A 17487-nucleotide genomic window follows, 5' to 3' on the forward strand; every position below is an offset into this window, starting at 1 on the left:
TTGTAATTATTTTGTTTGAGGGGCGGGTAGTACCCGCCCGGTGGTTTTATTTTTTATTTTTCAAAGACAGCCCCGGTGGAGGCAGAGGTGACCAGTCGGGCGTAGCGGGACAGATAACCGGTTTTGATCTTGGGTTCCAGCGGTACCCAGGCCGCTTTACGCTGGGCCAAAACGGCATCATCCACCTTGACAGCCAGAGAACGGTTAACAATGTCAATGGCAATGATGTCGCCCTCTTCAATCAAACCGATGGTGCCACCCGCCGCCGCTTCCGGCGAAACATGACCAATACAGGCCCCCCGGGTCGCTCCCGAGAAACGGCCGTCAGTGATTAAAGCCACATCCTTATCCAGTCCCATCCCGGCAATGGCCGAGGTTGGGAACAGCATTTCCCGCATTCCCGGGCCGCCTTTGGGGCCTTCATAGCGGATTACCACGACGTCACCGGCCACAATTTTACCGGCTTTGATGGCAGCAGTCGCTTCTTCTTCAGAGTTAAACACCCGGGCCGGTCCTTCATGCTTTAACATTTCCGGAGCCACAGCGCCCTGTTTAACGACACCGCCATCCGGGGCCAGGTTGCCAAAGAGCACGGCCAGACCACCGGTGGGGCTGTAGGGATTGGTCAGTGGTCGGATCACTTCGGGGTTTTTATTGACCACGCAGGTTAAGTTTTCAGCAATGGTTTTACCGGTAACGGTCATCAGGCCGGTATCGATCAGGTCGGCATCGGCCAAAGTTTTCATCACCGCCTGAATCCCACCGGCAAAGTAAAGATCTTCCAGATGGTGATTTCCGGCCGGGGCCAGCTTACACAGGTGGGGCGTTTTGGCAGAGATCTCATTGACTTCCTGAAGATCGATGCAGACGCCGGCTTCGTTGGCAATGGCTGGCAGATGCAAGATACTATTGGTGGAACAGCCCAGGGCCATATCACAGGCCAAAGCATTTCTGAAGTTGGCATCGGTCATGATGTCCCGAGGTTTGATATCCCGTTTCCACATTTCCATGACCTGAATCCCGGCTTTTTTTGCCAGTCGCACCCGTTCCGCAAATACCGCGGGAATGGTGCCGTTACCAGGCAGACCCATGCCCAACACCTCGGTCAGGCAGTTCATGCTGTTGGCGGTAAACATTCCGGAGCAGGAGCCACAACCCGGGCAAACCGAATCTTCAAAGGATTTCAGCTCAGTTTCATCAATTTTGCCAGCATTAAAAGCGCCCACCGCTTCGAAGGCGGTATTTAAATCGGTGTCTTTCTGACCCACCGCTTTACCGGTGAGCATTGGCCCACCACTGACAACCACGGCGGGAATATTGAGCCGGGCGGCCGCCATCAGCATACCAGGAACCACCTTATCGCAGTTGGGAATCAAAACCAGCGCATCAAGGGAATGAGCGGTGGCCATGATTTCAATGGAATCAGCAATCAGTTCCCGGGACGCCAGCGAATATTTCATTCCGACATGACCCATGGCGATGCCGTCGCAAACACCGATAGCCGGGAATTCAATGGGGGTTCCCCCGGCCATGCGAACACCTTCCTTGACGGCTTTGGTGATGGTATTTAAATGGATATGGCCGGGAATAATTTCATTAAAGGAATTGACCACCCCGATTAAAGGTTGCTCCAGTTCTTCGTCAATATAACCCATGGCTTTGAATAAAGAACGTTGTGGCGTTGTTTCGACGCCTTTTTTTACACGATCACTTTTCATTTGATATCCTTTCTGTTGTGGTTTTGATATTTTCTAATAACTCGAATTGAGGGTGCGGGCGATCACGGATGACCAAGGGGTCAGACCCTCGCCCCTACAAAATAAATATTTTTTGATTTGAATTACCGGGGCGGCAGGCGGTTGACAACCGCCACTACAAACCGAAATTTATGTTCGTTCAGAAATTTCTAAAGGTTTTCGATTATTTTCTGGCCCATTTCAACGGTGCCAACCAGGGTCATGCCTTCACTGAAGATATCACCGGTGCGGTAGCCCTGAGCCAGGGTTTTTTGAACGGCGGCTTCAATGGCATCGGCTTCCGCCGTCAGATCCAGAGAATAGCGCAGCATCATCGCTACCGAGACGATGGTGGCAATCGGATTTGCTTTATTCTGGTTGGCAATATCGGGAGCCGAGCCATGAATCGGTTCAAACATACCAAACTTGCCATCAGCCATGCTGGCAGATGGCAGCATCCCGATGGACCCGGTGATCATGCTGGCTTCGTCGGATAAAATATCACCAAACAGGTTACCGGTCACAATCACGTCAAACTGTTTGGGGTTAATGACCAGCTGCATGGCGGCGTTATCCACATACAAATGGTTCAGTTCGACCTCCGGGTAGTCTTTGGCCACTTCTTCAACACAACTGCGCCAGAAGCGGGAAACTTCCAGAACGTTGGCTTTATCGACATTGGTCACTTTTTTCCCACGCTTCATAGCAATTTCAAAGGCTTTTTTGGCAATCCGCAGCACTTCTGGCCGACTGTATTTCATAATATCCCAGGCTGCTTCATCACCGTCCCGGCCTTTTTCACCGAAATAGACATCACCGGTCAACTCCCGAACCACCATAATATCCAGGCCGTCACCGATAATTTCCGGTTTCAGCGGACACGCCGCCTTTAATTCTTCATAAAGAATGGCTGGTCGCAGATTGGCATACAGGCCCAGACTTTTTCGCAGACCCAGCAGACCAGCTTCCGGTCGTTTATCACCCGGCAGATTGTCCCATTTAGGCCCACCCAGGGCACCCAACAGCACGGCGTCACTGGCCAGACAAATGTCCACGGTTTCCTGGGGTAATGGGTTGTCACAAGCATCGATGGCGGCTCCGCCAGCTAATACTTCGGTATAATTAAAGGTATGGTTGAATTTTTCAGCAATTTTATCTAAAACTTTGATGCTGGCTCCGACAATTTCAGGTCCGATTCCGTCTCCGGGAATCACGGCTATTTTATAATTCATTTGTTCTCCTCGTTTTGCAAAATAATTTTGTAATTTAGATGATCGTTTAATTTATTTATTTTCCAGTTCTTCATCGCTAAGTAGCTTATATTCAATGGAATCAATCAGGGCAATGAGGCTGGCTTCGATGATATCGGTGGACACCCCGACATTGGTCCAGATGTCGATGCCATCAGAGCTTTCAATCAGCACCCGAACCTTGGAGGCCGTAGCCGATTTGGAATCGATGACGCGGACCTTAAAGTCGGTCAGACGAATCTCGCTGATTTTGGGGTAAAAGACTTCCAGGGCCTTTCTAAGGGCCTTATCCAGGGCATTGACCGGGCCATCCCCTTCAGCCGCATTGATTTCTGATTGACCGTCGACGTTGATTTTAACCACGGCGGAGGAACTGAGGGCTTCTTTGGTATGGGTTTGTTCACCAATGGTTTTGAAATCTTCCAGGGTGAAAAATGGCTTGTGCAGCCCCAGCTCTTTGCGGATCAGCAGTTTGACGCTGCTTTCGGCCCCTTCAAACTGATAGCCCTGGTATTCCAGCTCTTTGATCCGATCCATCACCCGGGTGGTTTCGTCGGATTTCTTGGTCAGACTGGGGTCGACCTCGTTAATCAGCTGGATGATGGTGCTGCGGCCGGAAACCTCGGACATCAGAATCCGCCGTTCGTTGCCGACGGCTTCCGGTGAGACATGCTCAAAAGAAGCCGGGTTTTTCATCACGGCGTCGATATGCATGCCGCCCTTGTGGGCAAAGGCCGATTTACCGACGAAGGGTTCACGCCCGGTGAGGGCGTAATTGGAAATCTCGGCAATCCGAATTGCCGAAGAGGTCAGTTTTTGCAGTTCTTCCTCCGCCAGACAATGGAAACCCATTTTTAGCTGCAGATTCGGAATGATGGTAGCCAGATTGGCGTTGCCACAGCGTTCGCCATAGCCTAGGAAGGTTCCCTGAACCTGACGGGCGCCAGCATAAACAGCCATCAGTGAGTTGGCCACCGCCAGCCCGCTGTCGTTATGGCAATGAATCCCCAGGGGAATCCGTAGTTTCTGGCGGACATCGGTGACAATTTCCTGAATTTCATAGGGCAGGGTACCGCCGTTGGTGTCGCAGAGGGCCAGACAATCGGCTCCCCCTTCCTGGGCTGCCAGCAGGGCTTCGATGGCATAGGCCGGGTCGTTTTTATAACCATCAAAGAAATGTTCGGCATCAAAGGTGACATCTTTTCCCTGAGCTTTTAAATAGGCCATCGTTTCTTCGATCATTTTCAGATTTTCGGCCAGGGTGGTTTTGATGATATCGGTAATGTGAAAGGTCCAGCTTTTACCAAAGATGGCCACCCCCGGGGTTTCTGTTTCGAGAATCGCCTTGAGATTGGCATCATCCTCCACGGCAATACCACCCCGGCGGGTGCTGCCAAAAGCCACCAGCTTGGCATGATTAAGACGGATGCCCTTGATGCGATTGAAAAATTCGATGTCTTTGGGGTTGGAACCGGGGTTTCCGGCTTCAATGTAATCAATCCCCATTTTATCGAGGGTTTCGACCACGCGGATTTTATCTTCGACCGAGAAGGATATTCCTTCGGCCTGGGCCCCATCTCTGAGGGTTGAATCAAAGACTAATATTTTTTCTGACATTCCCATTTCCCCCTTATCACGGTTTTGAACTTACTTGTTCCTGGGTTTCTGTGCTTTGACTGTCTTTTATGTAAAGCATCTGGTTTACGGCGTCAACATAGGCTTTCAGGCTGGCATCGATAATGTCGGTACTGAGTCCCCGGCCATGGTAGACATGGGTGCCGTCGGATATTTTTACCTGGGCTTCACCCTGGGCATCGGTGCCATCGGTAACAGCGGTCACCCCATAATCAATCAGGGTCAGTTCACAGTCAACCAATTCACTGATGGCTTTAAACCCGGCGCTGATCGGTCCATCGGCCAGCGATACCGCTTCGATCAGATCACCATTTTTCCGTAAGCGGATGGTGGCAGCGGTGGAAATGGTATTCCCGGTGCTGATAACAAAGCGATCCAGGGAATAAACCTCGGGAATGGCCAATTGTTTTTGTTCGACCAGGGCCAGAATATCTTTATCAGTTATAACTTTTTTCTTATCCGCCAGAACCTTAAACTGATTGAATAAATCCAGGATCTCCTCTTCGCTGAGGCTATAACCCAGTGAGGTCAGCTTATCCACAAAGGCATGCTTGCCAGAATGTTTGCCCAGCACCATTTTGTTTTCTTTTAAACCGATCGATTCCGGTGTCATAATTTCATAGGTTTCTTTATTGGCCATCATCCCGTGCTGGTGAATGCCGGATTCATGAGCAAAAGCATTTTCGCCGACAATCGCTTTATTGGGCTGAACCCGAACCCCAGTTAACTTGGATAACAAGCGACTGGACCGGTAGATCTGGGTGGTGTCAATATTTGTATCGACCTGGTAAACATCATAACGGGTTTTGAGGGCCATGACAATTTCTTCCAAGGCGGCATTACCAGCCCGTTCGCCGATGCCATTAACGGTACATTCCACCTGACCGGCGCCAGCCTGAATGGCCGCCAGCGAATTGGCGACCCCCAGCCCCAAATCGTCATGGACATGAACAGAAATGGTAGCCTTATCAATGTTGGGAACGTTGTTGCGAATGCCTTCGATAAATTTAAAATATTCACCGGGAGTCGTATAACCCACCGTATCCGGGACATTGACAATGGTAACCCCCTGATTGATAACCCCTTCCAGCACCCGGTATAAAAATTCCGGCCGGGTTCGGGAGGCATCTTCAGCCGAGAACTCCACCTCACCACACAGGTTACGGGCAAATTTGGCCATGGCAATGGCTTTTTCCAGCACCGCGTCCGGGGACATCCGCAGCTTGTATTCCATGTGGATATCCGAGGTTGCCAAAAAGTAATGAATCCGGGGATTCACTGCGCCTTTTAAGGCTTCATAGGCGGTACTGATATCTTTTTCGGTACTGCGGGCCAGGCTGGCCACCGTGGCATTTTTAATCTCATTGGCAACCAGTTGAACCGACTCAAAATCACCAGGAGATGCAATGGCAAACCCGGCTTCAATGACGTCAATTCTCAGGCGTTCGAGTTGTTTCGCCATCTCTAATTTTTCTTTCAGGTTCATACTGCAACCCGGTGACTGTTCCCCATCTCGAAGGGTGGTATCAAATATTTTTACTATTCTGCTCATTGCATCTCCTCCTAATTATTTTGTTTTTTTGTTATAAAAAAAGGCAGAAGGTCTTCTGCCTTTGAGGTTGTCGATAAACTACCGTACCGACCAATTGTTAATCTGTTGTTCGCTACGGAATCGGACAGGCTACACCGTGTCCGCTCCGATGCGTAGGGTCTGACCCCTAGGTCACAACATGATGTAACAATTGTCGGTACTGGGTTATCCTTTTTGTGTCTGTTATTTTTTAATCCAGGACATCATGGTTCGTAATTCTGCGCCAACTTTTTCTACCTGAGTTTCTGTTTCAATTCGTCTTACAGCGTTGAAGTATGGGCGGTTGGCCTGGTTTTCAAGGATCCAGTTACGGGCAAAGGTACCATCCTGAATGTCACTAAGAACACCCTTCATGGCTTTTTTAGTTTCTTCAGTGATAATTTTGCTGCCCGTGATATAATCACCATATTCAGCGGTATCACTGATGGAATAACGCATGTAGCCCAGTCCGCCCTGGACAACTAAATCGATGATCAGTTTCATTTCATGGACACATTCAAAATAAGCGCTTTCTGGTTGATAGCCAGCTTCAACCAGGGTTTCAAATCCGGCTTTCATCAGGGCAGTAACCCCACCACAAAGAACCGCTTGTTCACCGAAAAGATCGGTTTCGGTTTCTTCTTTAAAGGTTGTTTCCAGAATACCAGCCCGGCCGCCGCCGATTCCGGATGCATAAGCCAGACCCAGATCATGGGTATTGCCGGATGGATCCTGGTAAACAGCAATCAGACAGGGAACCCCACGGCCTTCCTGATATTGACTTCTAACGGTGTGTCCTGGTCCCTTTGGTGCGATCATGAAAACATTAACGTCAGCTGGGGGAATAATCTGGCCATAATGAATATTAAAACCATGGGCAAAAACCAGACTGTTGCCTGCTTCAAGGTTTGGTAAAATGCTTTCTTTGTAGATTGCTGCCTGTTTTTCATCAGGAAGCAGAATCATGATAATATCCGCAGCCTTGGTGGCATCAGCGGCAGTCATAACTTTTAAGCCGGCTTCTTCAGCAATCGCCCAGGATTTGCTGCCTTCATACAGACCAACAATGACATTGACCCCTGATTCTTTCAGGTTCAGGGCATGAGCATGACCCTGACTTCCGTATCCAATAATTGCAACTGTTTTTCCATCGAGTAACCCCAGATTACAATCCGCATCGTAAAATAATTTTGCCATTTTTTAAATTTCCTCCTTGAAATGCTTCAATAATTTAATTTTCTAATTATATAAATTCACTTGATGTGACCATTATATACTCACGTTAGTTGTGTAAACTAAAAAAATCCGCCTCTGTATAACAACAGAGGCGGATATAAGTATCCACGGTACCACTCTAAATTTAAAATAGCTTTACAACTATTTCCTCTTCTGGTCTGAACGCAAGGCGAACCTAACCATAGTCATTTAACGTTGACATCCCGGACGGGATCACGGCCTTCCCTACTAATTGGGTAAATGTTCAGGTTGGCAGCTCGCAAGTGAGTATTACATACCATTGTACTATTGGAATCACACCATCCTCCAACTCTCTTAAATACAATTATCGGTATCTTTCTCTTGGTCATAGCAGTTGTTTTATTTGTTTATTTTTTTGCTTACTTTAAGTATTTGAGTCATTATATCGATTTATTCTGCCTTTGTCAATCATAAAATATCAGAGAAATCATGATATCGGTTTCTAGTTTGAACCATTGTAAAGCCAAACCTTAAACCTCGGTGATCTCATATTCCTTATTGCCCAGCCCCAGCTTGACAGCGTGATCAACACAGACCTGCCAGTTGGTTTCGGGGTGAACCAGGGTAAAGACATCCAGATTGGCGAGATCCTCAGCTTCACTTTCGATAATCCGTTCCTCGGCACAGCTACCCCGGAGAATCCGGGCCTTATTACAGGCGTCGGCACAGGCCATATCCAAGGCCACCGGATCTTGAGATGCAAAAATACCGACATCCTGAATAATCGGCAGATCGTTTTCAACATGGCAGTCACAATTAGGCGACACATCGATAACAAAGCTGATGTGGAAATGCGGACGGCCATCAATGACAGCCTTAGTGTATTCAGCAATTTTTTTATTGAGGACATCATTGCTTTCATCATATTTGGGCGAAATGGCATCAAAGGGACAGACCCCAATACAGCGACCGCAGCCAACACAGAGCTCATCGTTGATCCGGGCTTTGCCATCCTCGACTCGATAGGAAATGGCTCCAAAGGCACAGATTTTGCCACACATCTTGCAACTGCGACATTTCTTTTCTTTAACAAAGGGTTTGCTGTTGGAATGCATTTCCATCTTTCCCCGCCTGGAACCGCAACCCATTCCGATGTTTTTCAGTACCCCGCCAAAACCGGTGTTTTCATGGCCTTTGAAATGGGTCATTGAGATAAAGACATCGGCATCCATAATCGACCGGCCGATTTTGGCGCTTTTGACACATTCCCCGCCGGCCAGCGGTACCTCAATGTCATCGGTGCCCTTGAGACCATCGCCGATAATAACATGACAGCCGGTAGTGAAGGGGTTATAACCATTTTCGTAGGCGGCTTCAAGGTGCTCCAGAGCATCCTTGCGCCGTCCCACATATAAGGTGTTGCAATCAGTCAGAAAGGGTTTGCCACCTTTTTCCTTAACCATATCGACGATCACCTTGGAATAGTTGGGTCTTAAATAGGCCAGATTTCCCGGTTCACCGAGATGGATCTTTATGGCCGCAAATTTATTTTCGAAATCAATCTCGGTCATGCCGGCGGCAGTGACCAGTTTTTCCAGCTTTTTTAAAATATTATTAGAACCCGTTGTCCGTAAGGTCGTAAAATACACCTTTGATTTGCTACTCATCTTCATTTCTCCTTTGTTTGAAAAAATCTTTCAGTATTTCTTCACATTCTTGTTCACAGATACCCGGGTAGATTGCCATCTGTTTGGGGAGCATCGGGTGTTGGCCCAGCCGGGCCGTCGATTCGACCCCGCCAAATTTCTTTTCGGCAGCACCATAAACCAGCACCGGAATCCGGGCTTGAATAATGGCCCCCATACACATCACACAGGGTTCGGCGGTAACATAGAGCTGACAGTCGTCCAGCCGCCAGCGCCCCAGTTTTTCGGCCCCGGACCGGATCACCAGCATTTCGGCATGGGCAGTTGGGTCGGCCAGACTTTCTTTCTGGTTATGGGCCCGGACCAGGATCTTGCCATCGCAAACCAGCACTGCCCCGATGGGAACCTCGCCTTTTTCGGCCCCGGCTTTGGCGGTCTCGATGGCCAGGGCCATCAGCTCCTGAAAGCTGTATTTTTTGTCGATAGATGGCACCTCCCTTCATTGAAAATCAAAGTAATTCGGTAATTTACACCGAAAAACTCGATTGCTTTGATGTCTGTTTTCATAAACAATTTTGTAACGTGTAGGCGAACAGGCCACAGCCTGTAGGCCGAACAGTGTGAAAATTGTTTGATGTAAACAGGCAGCAAAGCTCCGCACACTTTAGCAATTACCTGCCTAAAACAAGTCCCCAGCCCCATTGTCCATAGCCGGTACGGGGATTATTGGCCGACTGCTTTTGGCCCGGTTGCACTGACTGCGGATTGAGTACCGGTTGCGGGGCGGCTCCGGCGGTTACATTAGGTGTGTTAATAGCTGCCATAAAACGGTCGTTACCAGCGTTCTGCAGATAGTTGATAAAGGCTTCGTCACAGGCTGAATACTCATTGATGATGGCTGCCGCCTGTAAGCCCGGGTAGTCTTTGCTGGTGGCCAGATAATTATTGCAGGCAAGGGTGTAGGTGCGATTGGGGTCCAAATCCACTCCACCGACCTTGGCCGAATACACCCGTTGGCCCGCTGGTTTCGTTAAATCATAGGCGGCGGTGATGCCACTCCATTGAAGATAGCTGCCGCTGTTGCCGGGCCAGGAATTGTCATTTTTGTCTTTGGCAATCTGGTTGTTAACACCGATTTCGATGCTGGTTTCCAGCATTTTTTTGATGTCGGCGCCGGTCACCTGTTTGGTCACCAGATAATTACCAAAGGGCAGGACGTCGATCACCTGTCCCTTGTTGATCTCCCCGGCCGGAATCTGAGCCCGGATTCCCCCGGCGTTTTCCACCGCAATTTCGGCGCCGGTAACAAAACGATAACTGTCGGATAGAGCTCGACCCAGGTTTAGCTCGCCCAACCGGACATCCTGCCAGATATTGTCGGTGGGTCCACCCAGTTTTACCGGGGTATTTCCGACCACCTGTTTTTTGATGGGTTCTTCCCGGGCTTCAATGGTTGCCGTCAAAGCCGCCACCGTCGGATCAGCGGGAATCAACTCATCGGTTGCCTGGGCGACAGTTGTCAGGGTTTCCGTTTTACTCACAACCAGATAGGAAACTTCCGTCGCATCGGTTTGAATCTCCGGCGTCAGCTCTAATGTACTTTTTTCAGCCAACGCCTGGATCGCTTCGACGTCGGTTTCTCCGCTGACATTTTCGTCCCCGCCAGCTTGCGCCGGGATTTCTTCTTCTGTCATTTCCGGTTCAAACAGTTCTACCGTGACCGCTTCATCTGCTGTTGTTTCTTCGGCTGCTATTTCTTCGGTTGGTGCTACTTCCCAATTCTCCGCTTCCGGAACTTCGATCCGGCCCGCCAGCGCCACTGCTTTTTTCAGTGTCAATTCAACCTCACCCACGGCACTGGAGTAGCAGCCAGTCTGAACAATCAGGGTGCCGTTGACTTCGCGGTTTTCGACATCATGGGTATGACCATCAACAATCACATCGATTCCCGGGGCGCCCTCGGCGATGGCATCACTGCGCATTAAGGTGCCATTATCCGAATCACCGATATGGGTCAGGGCAACAATCACATCGCAGTTCTGGGCTTCCAGCGCCGCCACCGATTGCTGAGCGGCGACCAGCACCGATTCCCGGGTACCAAAGGTCAACCCCGCCACATTGGCCGGGGCCGTATCGGAGTAAATATCCGGGCTGATCAATCCAAAGACACCAATTCGGATGACTTCACCATCCACAACAATGTCTTTAATTAGATAATCGTCACTAAAAAAGGGCTTGCCGGATTCGCTATAGGTCACATTGTTGCCTAAAATTTTAGTATTGGCCATGGTGCCCAGTTCCAGCAATCGGGCGCTGCCATAATTAAAATCGTGATTGCCGGGTGCAATGGCATCAAAACCCACCGCTGCCATCAGTTCGGCAATCGAACCGCCGGTTTCGATGGTGGCAAAGGACTGGCCATGAAAAATATCCCCGGCATCCACCACCAGATCGGGCTTTTCCTGATTGATGATGGTTTTAAGCTTGGCATAACCGATGGTGTTGTTTTTAACACTGTAGCTATAACGGGAATGGGTGTCATTGGTATGAATGATCTTAAGGGTGATGGTCTGATCGTCGTTGACGGTGGCGGCAAAGGCGGTGGTGCCAAAACAGCCAGTAACCATCATTAACACCAATACCCAACCAAGAACTTTGTTAATCTTCTTCATCACAACTCCTTTTTGGCTTTCTGGTATTTTATACCCATTATATATTTTTTCTACGGGATCGCAAAGTAATAAAACCGATTTACTAAATAAAAAAACTGCTCCGGGGAGTAAACCCAAAACAGTTTTTTTGCAAATTTAAAATTTATGTACCAAGACTTATTGCAGCGCCGGTTTTCCGGTATACCGCAACAACGCCTTACAAATGGCGACTGTGAGTATTCCCGCTACAATCGCTTCCGGCAAACCATTGATGGCAATAACCGAAAGGATGACACCGTATAAGGTGGACACGGCCACATTTTTGGCTTCAGCATAGCTCTGTCCGAAAAACAGATAAATAAAATTCATCACCAGTAGAGTATTAGTCAGCGATCCGGCTACCCCGGCAAAGCCCAGCGCCAAGACATCGTTGTTTTTTATCTTTTTCATGCCTGTGTAGACATAATGAGGAACCACACCAACCAGAATTCTGGGAACAAAACAGATCACCAGACTCCAGAAGTTACCAGAATAGGTTCCCAACGAATAAAAGGGAGTGAACACAAAGGACGTCACTGTCGGGTTAAAGGTATTGTTGATCAGGCTGGTCAGTCCAAAAACAAATCCCAGAAAAGCTCCATAAAAGGGCCCCAGCATAATGCTGCCAATAATGACAGGGATATGAATGATGGTAGCCCGGGTGAATCCCAGCGGAATATAGCCAAGAAACGGTGTAACTGCCAACAAGACGATAATCGCCACAAAAAAGGATAATTTGACCAAATCGTTGGTCTTGATATTTTTCATTTTTACCTCCTGCTATCGTTCCAGTCTCGCCGGATACAATGCACCTTTATTCTAACGTCTTTTTTATTTATTTTCAATAAAAATTTACTTTGATCCTGGATTTACTAAAAAACTAACCCAGTACCGACTATCAGAAGACAATAAAAACTTATATTTACTCCTGGCCCCCGGGTTTGGTATAATGATTATGAAAATTAATGAAAACAGTTGGAAAAGGAAAGCCGATGAAAAATCTATTAAAAAATAAAACCGTTGTTCTGGGTATTACCGGAAGCATCGCCGCTTATAAAATGGCCAATGTGGCCAGCAGTCTGGCCAAAATGGGCTGCGATGTTCAAGTCATCATGACCAAAAATGCCCAGGAATTTATCGCCCCCCTGGTCTTTGAAAGTTTAACCGGTAATAAGTGTATTGTGGACACCTTTGACCGCAATATCCGTTATGATGTGGCCCATATCAGTCTGGCCAAACGGGCCGATCTTTTTATGGTGGCACCCGCTTCAGCCAATGTCATTGGAAAAATCAATGCCGGGATTGCTGACGATATGCTCACCACAACTATCATGGCTTGTCACTGTCCCAAGCTGATTGCCCCAGCCATGAATACCGCCATGTACGAAAACCCGATTGTTCAAAATAATCTGAACAGTCTTAAAAAACTGGGTTATCAGATCATCGATCCGGCGGTCGGGATGCTGGCCTGTAAAGATGTCGGCGCTGGCAAACTCCCCGATGAAGAACTACTGATCAACCACATTCTCCGGGAAATTGCCTTTTTTCATGATCTCAAAGGCAAAAACATCTTAATCACGGCCGGTCCCACCTGTGAAGCCATCGATCCGGTTCGTTACATCACCAATCATTCCAGCGGAAAAATGGGTTATGCCCTGGCCCAAGCGGCGATGCTGCGAGGTGCCAATGTGACCTTGATCACCGGCAAAACCGCCATCACACCCCCGGCCTTTGTCAATGTTGTTCCGGTTGTTTCCGCCAGTGACATGTGTTCCCAGGTGATGGATCATTTTGAAACCACCGATATTGTCATTAAGGCTGCTGCCGTTGCTGATTTCAAACCCAGCGACGTGGCCACGGAAAAGATCAAAAAACGCGATGGAAAGGCAGTCATTCATCTGACGCCGACGATTGATATTTTAAAAACTATTGGTGAAAAGAAACGTCCCGACCAATTTATCTGCGGTTTTTCGATGGAAACTGAAAATATGATTGAAAATACCAAGGAAAAGCTTTATTTCAAAAATGTGAATATGATGGTGGCCAATAATTTAAAGGAAAAAGGTGCCGGGTTTAATACCACCACCAACCGGGTGACGATTATCACCCTGGAAAAAACCGAAGCCCTGCCACTTTTGTCCAAGGATGCGGTTGCCCACCGGATTCTTGATGCCATCCAGGACGAACTGTAATGACCATTACCCAGCTCAGTCATGTGGCCATGGAAATGGGGGTGATCCTTCTTTCCAATGGTGCTGAAACCTACCGGGTGGAGGAATCGATGCATCGGATCAGTATTGCCCTGGGCGCCAAAGAAGCAGAAATTTTTGTTGTGCCCACCACCATCATACTCTCGGTTACCCTGGAGGGGGAGGTTCCCCTGACCCGAACCCAACGAATTCACACCCGTAAAATTGATTTGACCAAGGTCTCGGAAATTAATCATTTATCCCGTCAGATCTGCTATGAACCCACCAACTACAAAGACCTGATCGCAGAAATCCGGCGCATCGACACCATCCCTTCTTATCCTTATTATCTTCATGTCCTGGCTTTTGCCTTTATTTCCCAGATGTTCACGCTTTTTTTTGGCGGCAGCCTGGTCGATAGCGGAATCGGATTTTTGATTGGTATTGGCATTAAACTGCAAATGGATATTATGGGACGCTTTGAAGCCAATGTTTTTTTTACCAATATTGTTGGTGGACTCATCGCCTCCACGGTGGCGGTAACCGCCACCGGACTGGGTCTGACCACCAATATGAACACCATTATTATCGGTTCGATTATGACCCTGGTACCCGGGCTGGCGATCACCAATTCGATCCGGGACATTATTGCCGGGGACTATCTCTCCGGACTGACCAAAGGCATTGAAGCACTGCTGATCGGCGCCGCCATTGCCGCCGGGGTTGCAGTTCCACTAAGTCTGTTGCGACCATTCTGGGGAGGTTGAAAATGAATTATATCACACCCTGTTTATACGCCTTTGGAGCCTCCCTGGCCTTTGCCATCGTCTTTAATATTCCCCGCAACAAGCTGCTGCTTTCGGCTTTGGGAGGGCTGCTGGGCCAACTGGTTTACGTGGTTTTTCAGCTGGTCATCAGCAATGATGTCATTCTCTATCTGCTGGCTACCATTGCCATCTCCCTTTATGCTGAGGTGCTGGCCCGGTTGACCAAATCGCCGACCACCATTTATTTGGCGGTAGCCCTGATTCCACTGGTTCCCGGTGGTGGCATTTACTATACGATGCTCTATTTTATCAACGGCGAAATGGATCTTGGCATCACCACCGGGGTCCACACCCTGCTGATTTCGGGTGCCCTGGCCGTGGGGATCATTATGATTTCTTCAACGGTCAACCTGGTTCGTAAAGTGATGCTGCGCAGTTCTTCAAAAATAGGAAAGAAGCTAAAACATGGCAAAAACGCTTAAACGATTGTTTGTCTTTGTTGTCCTGACCGGCTTGATTGTTTTGCTTTGGGGAAATTTTCTGCCCCACACCGAGGATAATACTAAATTGGCTAATTACACCACCCTTGTTTCGGAACCGCTGATTCCAGTCGACCCGCTTTCCCGGGAAGCGCTTAATTGTCGGGCCTTTATCGACGATCACCTGACCTCACCATATGGCGGTATTTACACCAATTATCAGAGCACTGCCCAAACCGGGGACTTATCAGCTGGTCATGAAGTACTTTCTGAATCGATGGGACTGTTATTGGAATATGCCCGCTTAACTGGTGATCAAAAACTATTTAACGACACTGCCAACTATATTAAAAATTATCTGATGGTTGATGATATCTTATTGTGGCGGATCGTTGAAAACAGTGATCCGATCACCGACGTCTCAGCCACCATTGATGATCTGCGGATTTACCAGACCCTAGCCTTGGCCAAAAACCAATGGCCTCATAATGATGCCGCCGCAGAAATTTTTAAAACCCTGGAAAATCAATTACCACTAAAGGGATTTCAGTCCGGCTACCTGGTTAATTATTACAGCAATGCCAGCCCCACTCAGGATAAAACCGTGGAGCTGGCCTATATCAATCTCTCGGCCATCCAAACCCTGGCGACGGCCAAGCCTGAAATGGCCTCGGCAGTCACCACCAACCAAGAGATTCTACTGGGTAGCTTTATTAGTGAAAGCTTGCCACTTTACCATAAAAGCTATGATCCCTCTAAAAGAATATATACCGATGCTGATGGAAAAATAAACATTCTGGATAGCCTGATGGTGATGCTAAATCTGGCTCATGTCGGGATTTATTCGCAGCAGTCCATCGACTGGCTGGAAGAGCGTACCGCTAGCGGAACCCTTTATTCCTATTATGATTCCCAAACCGGGGCCACCCTGGATACTCAGGAGTCATCAGCCGCCTACGGCCTGGCTGCTCAGATCGGGGCTGCCCTGGGGAATGAATTCCTGACCGGCAACGCCCTGAGCCAGCTTAAAAAGCATCAGAACAGCGATCCCCTCAGTCCCTTATACGGCGGTTTCGGCTACAACAATAACGCCTATTCCTACGACAACCTCCAGGCTCTGCTGGGTCTGGTTTATAACAAGTGATCGCTTCGACGATATGACAAACATGATGAGAGGGAGTAAAATGAAAAAAATTAAAGTCATGCTTCTTTTTGGAACCCGGCCGGAGGCCATCAAAATGGCGCCTCTGGTGATTGCCTTAAAAAAAGATCCCCGTTTTCAGACCCTGGTCACCCTGACAGCCCAGCACCGGGAAATGCTGGATCAGGTGCTGGCACTTTTTGCGATCACCGCCGATTATGATTTGAATCTGATGAAGCCCGGTCAAACCCTTTGTTATCTCACGGCCAGTATTCTCAATGAACTGAAACCAATTCTTGAGACTGAATCCCCGGATATGATTCTGGTTCATGGCGATACCACCACGGCCTTTGCCGCTGCCCTGTCGGCTTTTTATGAACAAATCCCGATTGGCCATGTCGAAGCTGGTTTGCGAACCAAAAATAAGTACTCCCCCTACCCGGAGGAAATGAACCGCACCCTGATCAGTCAGCTGGGGGATCTGCATTTTTCGCCGACCCCCGGCAATCGGGATAATCTGATCTGCGAAGACATTCCCGAAAACCAGATCGTCATTACCGGGAATACGGTCATTGATGCCTTATTAATGACCGTCAAGGACAACTATCAGTTTACCAACCCGATCCTTAATACCATTGACTATGACAATCGCCGGGTCATCTTATTGACTTCCCACCGCCGGGAAAATATCGGTGCCCCGATGGTAGAGATTTTTTCGGCCATCCGGGAACTGGTACTGAATAATCCGGATGTGGAAGTCGTCTTTCCAATGCACCCCAATCCACAAATTGCCAAAACCGCACTGCCACTATTGGCAGATCTTGACCGGGTACATATTCTTGAACCACTTGATTACGGGGATATGTCCAACCTGATGGGCCGGGCTTATCTAGTGCTCACCGATTCCGGCGGCATTCAGGAGGAAGCTCCGGCCCTGGGCAAACCAGTGGTGGTACTGCGTAAGGAAACCGAACGCCCGGAAGCCGTCGCCGCCGGAACCGTTGTCATGGGCGGGGTCGAGAAAGCCAATATCATCCGGATCACCCAGCATCTGCTGGATGACCCTCTGGCTTACCAGACCATGGCCCAGGCTGTCAACCCCTATGGCGACGGCAAGGCCGCCTTGCGCATCTGTCAGGCCATTGCGGCTTATTTTAATAAATAATAAAAAGACCAGCTATTGTGAC

General features: G+C 48.6%; 14 protein-coding genes. 5 read left to right on the top strand and 9 right to left on the bottom strand.

Features of this window, described 5'->3' with window-relative positions; translation table 11 throughout:
* Positions 1-53 precede the first annotated feature (53 nt).
* The 9 genes from ilvD to B3F51_RS12345 all read right to left on the bottom strand — a co-directional run bounded on the left by ilvD (position 54) and on the right by B3F51_RS12345 (position 12492).
* A complete protein-coding gene (gene ilvD, locus B3F51_RS12305) occupies positions 54-1718 on the bottom strand; it encodes a dihydroxy-acid dehydratase (RefSeq protein ID WP_286947365.1) in 1665 nt (554 codons plus the stop codon).
* A gap of 188 nt (positions 1719-1906) precedes the next feature.
* Complete coding sequence (leuB, locus tag B3F51_RS12310; RefSeq protein WP_228882895.1) at positions 1907-2968, bottom strand: 3-isopropylmalate dehydrogenase; 1062 nt, start codon at positions 2966-2968, stop codon at positions 1907-1909.
* Between the two features lie 51 nt (positions 2969-3019).
* The gene (cimA, locus tag B3F51_RS12315; protein WP_286947367.1) at positions 3020-4603 is read right to left on the bottom strand and encodes a citramalate synthase; all 1584 of its coding nucleotides are present in this window, start codon (positions 4601-4603) and stop codon (positions 3020-3022) included.
* 16 nt (positions 4604-4619) lie between these two features.
* On the bottom strand, positions 4620-6173 hold the full coding sequence (locus B3F51_RS12320) for a 2-isopropylmalate synthase (protein WP_286947369.1): 1554 nt from the start codon (positions 6171-6173) through the stop codon (positions 4620-4622).
* A gap of 222 nt (positions 6174-6395) precedes the next feature.
* A complete protein-coding gene (gene ilvC / locus B3F51_RS12325; RefSeq protein ID WP_286947370.1) occupies positions 6396-7388 on the bottom strand; it encodes a ketol-acid reductoisomerase in 993 nt (330 codons plus the stop codon).
* Between the two features lie 530 nt (positions 7389-7918).
* Positions 7919-9055 carry a DUF362 domain-containing protein gene (locus tag B3F51_RS12330; RefSeq protein ID WP_286947371.1) on the bottom strand — a complete coding sequence of 379 codons (1137 nt, stop codon included), beginning with the start codon at positions 9053-9055 and terminating at the stop codon, positions 7919-7921.
* Positions 9048-9527: a nucleoside deaminase gene (locus B3F51_RS12335; protein WP_228882886.1), complete on the bottom strand. Its 480-nt coding sequence runs from the start codon at positions 9525-9527 to the stop codon at positions 9048-9050. Before B3F51_RS12335 ends, B3F51_RS12330 begins: the two co-directional genes overlap by 8 nt.
* A gap of 178 nt (positions 9528-9705) precedes the next feature.
* Positions 9706-11706: a bifunctional metallophosphatase/5'-nucleotidase gene (locus tag B3F51_RS12340; protein WP_286947372.1), complete on the bottom strand. Its 2001-nt coding sequence runs from the start codon at positions 11704-11706 to the stop codon at positions 9706-9708.
* A 156-nt stretch (positions 11707-11862) separates the two neighbouring features.
* The gene (locus tag B3F51_RS12345; protein WP_286947374.1) at positions 11863-12492 is read right to left on the bottom strand and encodes an ECF transporter S component; all 630 of its coding nucleotides are present in this window, start codon (positions 12490-12492) and stop codon (positions 11863-11865) included.
* A gap of 224 nt (positions 12493-12716) precedes the next feature.
* On the opposite strand from B3F51_RS12345, the gene coaBC reads away from it, so the two are divergent.
* Genes coaBC through wecB form a run of 5 tightly spaced genes read left to right on the top strand, consistent with a single transcriptional unit; the run spans position 12717 to position 17465 of the window.
* Positions 12717-13916 carry a bifunctional phosphopantothenoylcysteine decarboxylase/phosphopantothenate--cysteine ligase CoaBC gene (gene coaBC / locus B3F51_RS12350; protein ID WP_228882880.1) on the top strand — a complete coding sequence of 400 codons (1200 nt, stop codon included), beginning with the start codon at positions 12717-12719 and terminating at the stop codon, positions 13914-13916.
* Positions 13916-14680 (top strand): threonine/serine exporter family protein, encoded by a 765-nt coding sequence (locus B3F51_RS12355; protein WP_148638695.1) that lies wholly within the window; start codon positions 13916-13918, stop codon positions 14678-14680. The genes coaBC and B3F51_RS12355 overlap by 1 nt, the downstream gene beginning before the upstream one ends.
* Before the next feature lie 2 nt (positions 14681-14682).
* On the top strand, positions 14683-15162 hold the full coding sequence (locus tag B3F51_RS12360) for a threonine/serine exporter family protein (RefSeq protein ID WP_228882877.1): 480 nt from the start codon (positions 14683-14685) through the stop codon (positions 15160-15162).
* On the top strand, positions 15146-16303 hold the full coding sequence (locus B3F51_RS12365; RefSeq protein ID WP_228882875.1) for a hypothetical protein: 1158 nt from the start codon (positions 15146-15148) through the stop codon (positions 16301-16303). The genes B3F51_RS12360 and B3F51_RS12365 overlap by 17 nt, the downstream gene beginning before the upstream one ends.
* Positions 16304-16343: 40 nt before the next feature.
* Positions 16344-17465, top strand: a complete 1122-nt coding sequence (gene wecB, locus B3F51_RS12370) for a non-hydrolyzing UDP-N-acetylglucosamine 2-epimerase (protein WP_286947377.1) — start codon at positions 16344-16346, stop codon at positions 17463-17465.
* Positions 17466-17487: the final 22 nt, after the last annotated feature.

Source organism: Acetobacterium sp. UBA5834, from assembly GCF_002435675.1.
Classification (GTDB): Bacteria; Bacillota; Clostridia; order Eubacteriales; family Eubacteriaceae; genus Acetobacterium; species Acetobacterium wieringae.